Origin of the sequence: Vibrio sp. 10N.222.55.B11, assembly GCF_041473705.1 — a bacterium.
Classification (GTDB): Bacteria; Pseudomonadota; Gammaproteobacteria; order Enterobacterales; family Vibrionaceae; genus Vibrio; species Vibrio crassostreae_C.
In genome coordinates, this window is sequence record NZ_JBFRST010000092.1 from 1 (window position 1) to 10,853 (window position 10,853).

Sequence of the window (10,853 nt, forward strand, 5' to 3'; positions counted from 1 at the left end):
AGTTGGGGGGAAAGACAGGAACCGGACAGGAAATTAAGCTAGCGAGTTAGGTGTTCTCTAAAGTACTATACTTTCGAGCCAAATTAGATAGATAAGATATAGTCTGCTCACGTGTAAGCTGTTTTTCCAATCCGACAATTTTCCAATATGGTGGCCTGGTACCTGTAGGCCCCGTTAACGTTATGCCTAGCAGGTTTAGGGTTTCTTCATCAAAGTCATTGACGATGATTTTGGGTTTACAGCTACTGCGCGTAAAGACTGTTAGTTGTAGTTTTCCAAACTCGACATTGAAGCTGATCATTTCATTGCTTGGTAGGGTGTTTGGATTCAAGTTCTCTGTATCGACAGAGATACCCATTTGTTCTATCTCTTCTTGAATATTATCCAAAAATTCGAAAGCATTAGCAGCTTGAAGTTTTTCAAACTTACTTTTTGAATATTCACCGCTATTTTTCTTTTCCGATCTTTCTTTGACCTCCCATTTGGGTGGTGACAGAGCTTTTACTTTGTCAACTAATGCGTCAACTTGCTCATAAACTGGTTTATTTACATCTATTCTGAAAAATTCGCAGCCGAGTTCGGCTTTGATACGTTCTTCTCGAAGTGCGTCTTGTTCTTTTGTCCTTTCATGAAAGGGTTCATCAATTTCCACAGCAAGCTTCAAGTCAGGAAAATATCCATCGATATAGTATTGCTCAACTGGATATTGAGAGAGTAGTTTTACATCTCTCAATGCGTAATGTAATGAATACATAACAATAGATTCCCAGCGCTTGTGGCTGGTTCTAGTATGGTTAAAAATAAACTTCTCTACAGGAGTGCTCATAATGCTTTTTAATTCATTTAGTTAGATTATTTACAATGTGAATATTATCACCATGATTACCTTCATGCGATATATTCCAATATGCTTTTCTCTTACGTAATCAATAAGTAATAAACTCTGAATCAAAATTATATTATTAATCTAGAGTAAGCCCTTATGGACCAACATCCATAAGGGCTTTTTTCATACCTAAACTGAAGGAATATCTATGAACCAAAAGGTCAATCAAACCAAAGCACCAACGGAAGCTGATGCATCTAAAGCCACGTCAAAACACAATCCATTCTCGAACATCCTCAAATCAGGGGAAGCAGACAAACTAGGTTCAAAATATCAAGGGACAGTTCTCTACGAGATTGCTCAAAATATTGAGGATAAACAACTCTACTTCCGGATTGCTGGGCAGACAGGAGGGGCAGGGTTACATTCAAAACAATGGGTTCCATGCTCTAAGTTATTCGAGGTTATCGAATCTCAGGGTGATAAACCATGGAAAAGTCAGGTCTACAAATCCCTTTATTCTTCTGGCTCCGCTAACAACCAGGGCTTCTGTGCTGCTATCGTTCGTGGTCTAGGTTTAGCCGTGAAAGCTGAGTCGTCTATCTACTTACATATCGTTTCAGAGAAATACCAAGATAGGAAAAAGGAGCTTCTCGATCTCGTTAATCACATCAAACCTACCCAGAAAAAATAACAGAAGGATCTCATTATGAATTTAGTCTTCGATAAAGAGCGTCTAGTGCTACCAATTAGTACCGACCTTCAAGATGTAATTAACATGGTTATTGATCGCTCTAAGAAACTAACCCCGTCAACCCATGCTGTAACCATCAATTTTCGAGAACGTGCTTACTGTCCTGAAAGTGGAGGGTATCACCCTGTCGAGATTCGTATCACTAGACTTAACGACCAGTGGATTTTCGACTACATCACTGACTTTAGTTACTGTGGATTGATGCCTGAACTTGAGAAAGAAATCGACTTTGATTTTGGTCATGGTGTGGCTTACATCCGTTACATGGGTGAAGTTCCCATTATTGAATCCAGTGTCGCTGAGTTCTATTCGATGTGGGAAACCAATTTCCTAAGCTACGTCGGAATGGACTGCTTCGATGAGATAGAAGTTTCGATAGATTAGGGTGTCGTCGTCGACGTAATGACGACGCCGTCGATAAACCTACTCATGAACAAGTCGCTAGGTAGGTTTCAACATCTCTAACCAAGGCTTGTTTTACCCATGATGGAGAAATTACATCGATATCAGGTAGCCAAGATTTGAGGACTGGCATTAATGCGTGAATATCTGATGTCTCAATGCTTATAAGTGTCGAGCCATAACCCAACTCTTTCAGCACCTGAATTGCCATAGGTTGTTCTGACCTCTGGTAATCATCAATTCGACTAGAACCTACCTGTGCGATGACCTCTACAATACCCTGAGTATTCCAGTGTAATTCTTCTCTGATTAGTTTCTCGTTGAAGCTAGGGGAGGGAGTGTAAATATCATCGTGTTGAACTAACTCTGTAATCTCCGATACTCGAAACGAATATGACTGGTTCCTAAGTACTGAAACCAAATGCCAAATCCCATGTTCGTTAATGAGTTGGTAAGGCTCAATCCGATGATAACGACGACGCTGACACGTTAAGGTTAGAGTGTTTCGCTGATGAATAGCGTTCGCAATGACACGTAATGTTGTCTGAAAGTGACTGGAATCTTCGATAGGTAAATGACGGAACAGAATAGATTGTGTCTTATGGCTTAGTGCCTGAGTCATGACTGCTCTATCTGGAAACAACTTATCTACTCCCATACTCGATAGGGAGTTCAGAGCTAAATGAGCTTTAGGGTTACGATGATCTAATTGCTTTAAGAAGTAATATCCATCCTCTCTTACGATAGGTAGAAATGCCAGTCGACTGAAATCTCGAAGTACAGTTCGTTCATGTACTCCAAATTCCTGCTGTAAGTCGATAAGGCTCAGTTTCTCTCCTGAATGTAATCGGGAAAGTATCTGACTCAATCGGTAGGCTAACTTCTCACTCTTATTCATATCACCAATGATGTACTGATTCGCTGACAGGTAGTGTCAGTCATCATTATTTCCCGATAGTCATGAGTAAGTGACCGATTTTGTTATAGGTTTCATAGCCCACGAAACCTAAGCCCTGCCGTTATTCCTCAAATTAATTTTACCAACTGACACCACCTGTCAGTCCACACCTTCAAACTAATCAACAGATGTCTTCTTAGAAAGAGGGCATGCAATCTTCAAGGAAAAACAAAAATGAAAAAACCAATCATCCTGCTAGGTCTAACTTCGCTATTCGCATCTTCAGTATTTGCAGGTGGCACGTTCGGTGGTAATCCGGGCGATATCTCGAAAATGAAAGAGCTGCTAGAGCCTCAATGGAATGGCAAGGCAGGTATTCAGAATACAGCGTCTTACGGTGTCATCGTGCAATGGAAAGCGGATGTCTGTGGAACCATGAATGGTCATGTCACTGATACGGCGAAATGCGGCCCAGATACCCAGAAAGGTAAAGCACAATAAATTTTGTTGCGGAGCTTGGCTCACGATATCTCAGTTTCGAAATTGGAACTCTCTAGGCTGAGGTATCAATGAGCTTCGCAACACTCAATCAACCAACAACAAGGAGCCTTAACATGGCGATTAAATCAATTACAACACTAGTTACAACCTGTCCTGCATGTGGTGAACGTGCTTATGATGATGGCAGCTGTCAGGTGTGCGGTCACTCTCACTAAAGCGGCATTAACAAAAACTCCAAAGGGTCATGTTCTTCATTGAGCATGGCCCTTTTTCATATCTATATAAAGAGGAAGGGAAGTATGCAAAGTAAAACATTCTCACAATCATCATCCCAATCAAAAAAGAACGCTGGTATCCGTGGGGCTCAAGTCGGTGCTGCAATTGGTGCTAGGTATGGTCCATATGGAGTACTAATCGGCGGTATCGCTGGTTTCGTCATTGGTGTCGTCGCAAACGAAGTTATTGATGATTGACGGATAAGCTAGGTGAGCAGGGGATAACCTCTGCTTTTTTTGTTGTCGTCGACGTCGGCTCACAATACGTCGACGACGATAAATTATTGCTTTATCGAATAATTCCAGTTTGTACAATGCACCCTACGTCAATGAATCAGAGTGAGGTGTACTGATGGCAGAATATTTTAAGATTGCTGAAGACGATCCAGATCTAGATGCTTTTGAGAGGTTAATTGCTGATTACCACCCTTGGTACCGACGCTTTAAGAAAAAAGCTGAAAACAGACCAAGCTATAAACACAGAGACTTTTCACAAAAGGCATTCCAATACGGGCCGTATCCCGGTAGCGATGATCCATATTGTACTTTTGCATTTTCCTTATTTAATGATCCACATGTCGATAACTATCTATTGGACTGTCAGCATTTTCTCGAAAAACCTTATGGGAGAAAGAAGGGGCAAGGAGTTGAAAAGGTTAAAAATGCTTTTGAGCAACTAGCTCAAGATAAGGAGTCTCAGCTAATCAAAGACTTGTCTGAATTGGCTGGGCGGTGCTGTTATGTTTGGTTCGGCATGGTGGGTCAGTTTATCCTTGAAGGTAAAAGACATACCGATGCTGATTTGCAGCAATGGATCATTAATGAGTGTCAGCTGATTGGAGAGCAATTATGGGAGCTATCCAAATCCGATGAGCTAGAACATGGAGAGCTGAGCACCTTGGACACGCATGGACGATACGGTGTTTTGGCCAAATTGCTCTTACAAGATTATATGAATTCAAGAGAGTCTCATCTTCTTGGCTACTTAAAGCACTGGGTAAGAGTGAGGTTGAAGCAGAAAAAAACTAGAGAGTTTGCTATTAAGTCAAGATCTTATGTGACGAAAGAGTTTGCGTTGACTCTTCCAAGGTATATCGATGTTGTTCTTGCCCACTCTCTGGTCAATAAGTTGAGTATGCGCGCAGAAATGCCGCCGTCGCCAACAGACTTTATTTACAAAGAAATTAGTAAAAATAAATTCGCTAAATCTAAAGATCTTCGTTCACAGTATCGGTGGTTATTCATAAAAGCATGGCTTTATGCTTACCTTAATCGATATGACCTAACTTTATCCCAAGCTGCTGATGATATCGCAAGAGATGATGATTTTTTCTATATGTCTGATATGCAGCAATTAGGTGATCAAGATAGTGAATTGACGGATGAGGAAATCGTAAATGCTAGTTTTCTTGATCTAAAAAACAACTTCTCAGCTTGGAACAATAATAAACAAGAAAAAGGCTATATTCACAGTCAAATCCGAGCTAGCAGTAAAGACCAAGCTTAACAATAACCTCGTTCAATCCACTCAAGGAGAAGCAGCAATGCTTCTCCTTTTTTTTTTGTCTCAACAAACCCGAGCGCAAATGACAGATACCGATATCGACTTGCTGTTTAATGCAAACCATCGAGAGAGGGGGGGGACCTTCTCAAACGCTCTTTAACAATTTGGAAGGAACGCTCAAAGTTCTGCAACTCGGATTTAGTAACTTAATGGGTAACAACAACGTTGCCCATTGCGATGCTAAATCAAGCATCAATTTCAATTGATAACTATGGGGAAATAAGATGAGTCTATTTAATAATCTAGCAAAGCAAGCAGAAAAAGTAGCTAACTTCAAAGCGGAAATACCAAGCAACGCATTGTCGAACATGATGCCCTCTGATGGTGTGCCATTCATGGCTAAGTTTGAAGTGCAGAAACTACTTACAGTTGAGCGATACGATGACGAGACAGGATTTAAATTTACATATTATGTAGATGCAGATATTGCGGAGTCCTTGCCGAAAAAAGAAGTCTCTCAAAAGGTACTTCATGTTCTACAAACGACTAAAAACGATATTCGCTTTGTTCTACTGAGTGGCAATCCTTCTAACTCATGGAACCGCAGCAAACTAGATGCGGTGAAGGTGAGTGATGAAGGCAAGGTTATCTCGGTAAAACGTAACAAAGAAGCTGGTGTTTATAGCTATTCGATTGAGCATGATATCGCTCCATTTGACATCGATATGTCTCTTGTGGAGAAAGCTTTTGATGAGACGTTTGGAGGTGACTTTTATATTGATTCTTTGGAGCATCCAATCGCTCAAGCTATGTTGGAAAATCAAGGTGAATTGGTTGACGTCGACGGCGGTGATACCGAAAGCAATCAGGTGGATACCGACGCCGACGACAAGAGACCGTATGACCCTTCTGAGCATGGCATCTTTTCTAATGACCCTGAGCCACTTGAGGAACTTGAAGAGATTGATGAGTTAGAAGACGTTGAGATTGAAGACAGTATCGATTTTGATGACTTGGATTTCGATGAGATTGCAGCTTGAATTGCAATAGCACGCTATGGTCTTAAGCCTCAAACCTATGCGCTGAATAAACAGCTGATTGTTCACTCAGTGCAGGGTTGGCTTCCTAAGCCCGTAGCTCTACAAGTTAAAGGTGTATCGAGTTTGCCTCCTTTGGATGTTCAACGCCGAATTACTCGGCATATAGAACATCTAAAAGGTAGGGAAGCGATTCGAATCAACCATGCTGCAATGCTCAAGCGAATTGGTTCGTACTCCAAGAAAAAGTCGGGTACGAGCCACTTCGTGGCAAAGCAGTATCAAGGTATTGTTGAGGTGCTGAGGGCTGATACGGAAGGACATTGGTATTGTCCTATCGTATCTGCTTTTCACGCTAAAACTGGTCGTGATCACGTACTTGGTTCATCTCTGAATCAGGTGCCTAAGCAGTATTGGAAGTCAGTCCTCAATCCGCCCCAAGGTAGCGTCTATGTTCTCCTTGACTACAAGCAACAAGAACCAATGATTGCCGCGCATTTTGCAGGTTGTCAGCCACTCTTGAGCTGGTATGAACAAGGAGAAGATATTTACCAGAAACTCATTCAGTTTACTGGTATTCAGCTTAGCCGTGAACAATGTAAGCAACTGCTTATTGGTTGTTTATATGGCATTGGTCATCGTGCATTAGCTGAAAAGATAGGTGTTTCACGTCGTCGAGTTAAGGTGTTGTTGGTTGAGCTATCAAAGCTCATTTGGCCAATAGATCAATATCTTGACCAATCCGCTGATGCTATTCGGCATTGTGGTATCGCTCGGTCTCTAGACTGGCAATATGCCGTTTCAGATTTAGACCAGCGTCTTTCCCTTCGCAACTGGAAGATTCAAGCAGCAGGTGCCGACATACTTCGTCGCGCATGCCAAAGGCTTGATGAAGCCAATATTCCGCTTCTTCTTACCAATCACGATTCGTTTTTGGTGAGGCTAGAACAAGAGCAATTTGAAGACCAGAGAGATAAGGCTGTGAACGCATTGCGATGCGCCGCCGCCGATGTTCTTGATGGTTTTAGTTTGAATGTGTCAGTTGATCTGACACAGCATGCCCAAGAAAAATAGATCTATAGGAGATTTCACAATGGCAGAGAAAAATGTAGTCGCAGAGTTTTTAGAGCAGTTTACCCCTAGTGTAGTAAAGCAAGATGAGTCACGTACTCCATACTTGATTGAACATACGGGGGAGTCAAAGCAAGCTATTCCGCTTGAGTCGGATAGAGGTGAGCAAATGCTTCGTAAGTTCGCTAAGCGTGTTGAGCTGAGATTAGTTGGAAAGTCTGTGAAAGAGGCGTTTGAAGAGGTCAAAGCTATCGCGTGGGAGCATGAACAGCCATTGATTAAGCCTCAGATTCGCTATGGTATGGCACCTTCCTCCGATGCTGTAACAATTGACCTCTCTAATGGTCAGATTGTTCAGCTCAGTGCTCAAGGTGTTGATGTGTTGGATAGCATGCCAGCCAGCAACGAAGAGTTGTACTTTCAGAGATCAAGTTTTCAGTTGCCAATGGTGACGCCAAAGCTACCTTGTGTTGATATGAAATCAGCTCTGAAGAAGCTTAGAGATTTCATTAAAACTGATCAGGACACCTTTCTTTTGCTAGTCGCGTATATGACCTACTTGATGGCGCATCCTAAGGTAAAAGGTGTTCCTTATCCTATTCTGATGATCCAAGGTGAGAAAGGTACAGGTAAGAGCTTCTTCTGTAACAACGTGCTTCGTGGTCTGTTAGACCCAAGTGCTGTTTCAGCAATGGCTTTTCCGAAGCAAAGCGATTTTGTATTGACCATCAACGGTATGTCTTTGGTTGTTATTGATAATCTTCGAAGCTTAACCAAGCGACAAAGTGATCTACTTTGTACTGTAGCGACTAAGGGCACAATGACGAAGCGAACGTTGTATAAGACAGCAGAAGTGACGATGTTTGAGCTACACAGTCCACTAGTACTAAACGGTATCCATGACTTTGTTAAGGAATCGGACTTAGCTTCGCGCTGTCTTCGTGTCAATTTGGAGCCAATGAAGAAAGGTAATCGACGTCCAGAGCAAGAGCTTAAAGCTGATTTAGAAGCATCTATGCCAGAGATATTTGGTGCCTTACTCACCCTTGCATCTCAAGCATTGGCAATATTGCCAGATGTTGAAGTTATACATGAGGCTCGCATGATGGATTATGCCAAGTGGATAGGTGCGCTAGAACGTGTCTGGAAGTTGCCAGAGGGTAAACTGCAAAAGGTGTATGAGAAGAATGTTGAGTCTTTAATGGCATCGGGTATGGTCGATGATAGCTTAACTATAGCCCTTACTAGCATGGTGAAAAAGCTAGGCGGTAAGGCATGGAAAGGTAAGCCATCCCAACTGCTTAGCAAGCTACAAGAGCATGAGGACAGTCAGTATCTTCCTAAAGGAGCAGCTGCACTATCAGCTAAGATTAAGGGTCAAGAATCAAGCTTGAATGCCAATGGCATCTACTTCAAGTTTGGTCGAGCGGCAGAGCGTTACATAATGGTTTCAGATAAGCCATTAATTTAATTATCATATCCGGTATCGGTGGCATTGGTCACTGGTACCGGATTTTTTTTTGCTTTCTAGTGGCGGCGTTGACGGTTGGTGGTGTACGTCGACGACAATAGCTTTATGTTTTCTATTTTTTGCATACTTAAAGGAGTGTCACACATTGATTGGGTGTGTGGTTGTATATTGGTTTTTTAATCAATATAGAGGTAACTATGGCAAGATATTATGTTAATAAAAATCAGCAAGCTAATGGCGATCATGAGGTTCATAAACTCGGTTGTTCTCGTATGCCATTGGAGCACAATAGGCATTATTTGGGTGACTTTGCTTCGTGCAGTCCTGCAGTACAAGCTGCTAAAAAGGTTTACTTTAAATCGAATGGTTGTTTTTACTGTTCGAACTCATGCCATACGAGTTAGGGAGGAAGTGTTATGTCTTTAAAGCCAGGTGAAAGCACTGGAAAAGATGGTGGTATTTATAGAGAGGTTGGCCCTAGGGGAGGGCAGACAAATAACTATGCGACAATTGCTGACAATAAAGCCGCTCCACCGACAACAAAGTCTGGAAATAAGTGGGAGAAAGTAAAGAGAACGCCAGATAGTAAGAGGTAGTGAGATAGGGACCTTCGACGGTCCCTTTTCTATTCTTGGGTGTATCTTCCGCGCCCTGCTTTAACTAAATAAATATCTCGTTGGTACCGATAACACATCCATATAGCATGAACGAATAAAATTAGCTGAATCCAAGGTACAGCTGGTGAGGATGAGAAAACTGATGCGCAAAAGTAGACTACAAAGTTGAACAACATTAAAGATAAAAGCTTTAATGTTCTATAGTTTACTCTCAGAGTGTCAACTCTACGTCCATTAGAAGCATCTGACATTCCGCTCAATATAGATATATATACCATTCCACTTGCTAGTGACCAATCTCCAGATTGAAATAGTCCGGGCCATAGTTGTGTCCATGACATGATTGGTGACTGGAACATCACCAGTACTTTGATTGCTACCATCAGCCCAAGGGGTAATAACGTATACAATACATTTGTTCTAGCAAAAATCTCTTCGTCATTGAGACCTTTACTCCTGATGTTTTTAGTCATCTAGAAGCCTATTTTGATACTGAGTAGCCCAATATGGGTCATAGACTTTGTGGATTTTTGCGTTTTTTACTTTTGTGTCTTTCCCATGTCGCCAGACTTCATATTGAGAGTGTACTTTCATAGATATCAGCCATTGGAATTTGGTTTGATATTCATCTATAAACGTTTTATCTAAAATAGGAGCCTCATATACCAAGCCAGTTTGTGAGTTTCGAACTAGCCACTTATCATCACCTTCTTGAACTGGCTTAATGATAAGAACAGTTTCCTTTCCATTGTGATCAAAGGTTTTGCAGTTAAAGATAGCGCCAACACTCTTTGATACTTTGAAGTCGCTATCAACAGATATTTGAGGACCAAAATGGTCATCATTTTGTGCGGTTATAGAGAACTTTTCTCCAGACTTTCTCTTACTATTACCACTAGACATTTTTTTTGCAGCTTCAGCAATATCTACGTCTGTAATGGCTTGTAGTTTGCCTGAAAAAAAGTCGTCTGCTATATCTCTTTTGATTTGATTATCATTGATTGCTTGTTGGAAACTCTCATCTCTATGCCATTCCGTTCGAAATTTATCGTTTTGGCGCTCTTCTACACTTCTGTAATATGAAGCTGAGTCACCGTCAGATTCCCCGCTAAACTCATCAAGTAATCCGGTAGAACTGTTGGCTAAGAAAGATTTACAAAAGCTAGTCAGTGTATTTTTTATACTGCCCTCTTCAAGTGAATGAAGTTTTAATCCATCATAACCATCAATATTTAAGTTTCGCACAATAGCTTTTTCAACTATTTCATATGCTTCTACATAGTCCGCCATTGCCCTGAAAACATTCGACAGGTCTGTGCGTGATTTTTTATAGTCGTAATAAAACTCAATCGTCGTTATATCGTTCATTGTGATATTTTTCATAGTAGGAGATGTGCTCATTATTTCAGTAACTTATCTTCTTAGTCAAAGATATGCATAGTATATTGATATGTAGAGTTTCCTTTTTATATATAGGTCCTGTCTTTCCCCCCAACT

At 41.2% G+C, this 10,853-nt stretch carries 12 protein-coding genes; 9 read left to right on the forward strand and 3 right to left on the reverse strand.

Going from position 1 to position 10,853, the window contains the following annotated elements; genetic code table 11:
- Positions 1-46: 46 nt before the first annotated feature.
- Positions 47-826, reverse strand: coding sequence for an AbaSI family restriction endonuclease (locus AB4503_RS24060; RefSeq protein WP_017086965.1), 780 nt, complete (start codon positions 824-826; stop codon positions 47-49).
- 208 nt (positions 827-1,034) lie between these two features.
- On the opposite strand from AB4503_RS24060, the gene AB4503_RS24065 reads away from it, so the two are divergent.
- Positions 1,035-1,520, forward strand: a complete 486-nt coding sequence (locus tag AB4503_RS24065; protein WP_372115825.1) for a hypothetical protein — start codon at positions 1,035-1,037, stop codon at positions 1,518-1,520.
- Positions 1,521-1,535: 15 nt separating this feature from the next.
- Positions 1,536-1,964 (forward strand): DUF2787 family protein, encoded by a 429-nt coding sequence (locus tag AB4503_RS24070; protein WP_132941240.1) that lies wholly within the window; start codon positions 1,536-1,538, stop codon positions 1,962-1,964.
- 43 nt (positions 1,965-2,007) lie between these two features.
- Here the strand turns inward: AB4503_RS24070 and AB4503_RS24075 are convergent, their stop codons facing one another.
- Positions 2,008-2,880: a YafY family protein gene (locus tag AB4503_RS24075; RefSeq protein ID WP_017102550.1), complete on the reverse strand. Its 873-nt coding sequence runs from the start codon at positions 2,878-2,880 to the stop codon at positions 2,008-2,010.
- A 234-nt stretch (positions 2,881-3,114) separates the two neighbouring features.
- Between AB4503_RS24075 and AB4503_RS24080 the strand changes: the two genes are divergently transcribed.
- From AB4503_RS24080 to AB4503_RS24110, 7 genes are all read left to right on the forward strand, one after another.
- Positions 3,115-3,381 (forward strand): hypothetical protein, encoded by a 267-nt coding sequence (locus tag AB4503_RS24080; RefSeq protein ID WP_102544240.1) that lies wholly within the window; start codon positions 3,115-3,117, stop codon positions 3,379-3,381.
- Positions 3,382-3,680: 299 nt separating this feature from the next.
- Positions 3,681-3,854, forward strand: coding sequence for a hypothetical protein (locus AB4503_RS24085; protein WP_372115826.1), 174 nt, complete (start codon positions 3,681-3,683; stop codon positions 3,852-3,854).
- Between the two features lie 154 nt (positions 3,855-4,008).
- A complete protein-coding gene (locus tag AB4503_RS24090; protein ID WP_372115827.1) occupies positions 4,009-5,163 on the forward strand; it encodes a hypothetical protein in 1,155 nt (384 codons plus the stop codon).
- A 281-nt stretch (positions 5,164-5,444) separates the two neighbouring features.
- Positions 5,445-6,200: a hypothetical protein gene (locus tag AB4503_RS24095; RefSeq protein ID WP_372115828.1), complete on the forward strand. Its 756-nt coding sequence runs from the start codon at positions 5,445-5,447 to the stop codon at positions 6,198-6,200.
- A 69-nt stretch (positions 6,201-6,269) separates the two neighbouring features.
- Entirely contained in the window at positions 6,270-7,271 is a 1,002-nt protein-coding gene (locus AB4503_RS24100; RefSeq protein WP_372115829.1) for a DNA polymerase, read from the forward strand.
- 19 nt (positions 7,272-7,290) lie between these two features.
- Complete coding sequence (locus tag AB4503_RS24105; RefSeq protein WP_372115830.1) at positions 7,291-8,739, forward strand: ATP-binding protein; 1,449 nt, start codon at positions 7,291-7,293, stop codon at positions 8,737-8,739.
- Positions 8,740-9,155: 416 nt separating this feature from the next.
- A complete protein-coding gene (locus AB4503_RS24110; RefSeq protein ID WP_102472819.1) occupies positions 9,156-9,335 on the forward strand; it encodes a hypothetical protein in 180 nt (59 codons plus the stop codon).
- A 486-nt stretch (positions 9,336-9,821) separates the two neighbouring features.
- On the opposite strand, the gene AB4503_RS24115 is transcribed toward AB4503_RS24110, so the two are convergent.
- Positions 9,822-10,757, reverse strand: a complete 936-nt coding sequence (locus tag AB4503_RS24115) for a hypothetical protein (protein ID WP_132941243.1) — start codon at positions 10,755-10,757, stop codon at positions 9,822-9,824.
- Between the last annotated feature and the right edge of the window lie 96 nt (positions 10,758-10,853).

Coding starts and splice junctions, on each gene's coding strand:
- AB4503_RS24060 (WP_017086965.1), bottom strand. CDS start 826: ATGAGCACTCCTGTAGAGAAGTTTATTTTTAACCATACTAGAACCAGC.
- AB4503_RS24065 (WP_372115825.1), top strand. CDS start 1,035: ATGAACCAAAAGGTCAATCAAACCAAAGCACCAACGGAAGCTGATGCA.
- AB4503_RS24070 (WP_132941240.1), top strand. CDS start 1,536: ATGAATTTAGTCTTCGATAAAGAGCGTCTAGTGCTACCAATTAGTACC.
- AB4503_RS24075 (WP_017102550.1), bottom strand. CDS start 2,880: ATGAATAAGAGTGAGAAGTTAGCCTACCGATTGAGTCAGATACTTTCC.
- AB4503_RS24080 (WP_102544240.1), top strand. CDS start 3,115: ATGAAAAAACCAATCATCCTGCTAGGTCTAACTTCGCTATTCGCATCT.
- AB4503_RS24085 (WP_372115826.1), top strand. CDS start 3,681: ATGCAAAGTAAAACATTCTCACAATCATCATCCCAATCAAAAAAGAAC.
- AB4503_RS24090 (WP_372115827.1), top strand. CDS start 4,009: ATGGCAGAATATTTTAAGATTGCTGAAGACGATCCAGATCTAGATGCT.
- AB4503_RS24095 (WP_372115828.1), top strand. CDS start 5,445: ATGAGTCTATTTAATAATCTAGCAAAGCAAGCAGAAAAAGTAGCTAAC.
- AB4503_RS24105 (WP_372115830.1), top strand. CDS start 7,291: ATGGCAGAGAAAAATGTAGTCGCAGAGTTTTTAGAGCAGTTTACCCCT.
- AB4503_RS24110 (WP_102472819.1), top strand. CDS start 9,156: ATGTCTTTAAAGCCAGGTGAAAGCACTGGAAAAGATGGTGGTATTTAT.
- AB4503_RS24115 (WP_132941243.1), bottom strand. CDS start 10,757: ATGAGCACATCTCCTACTATGAAAAATATCACAATGAACGATATAACG.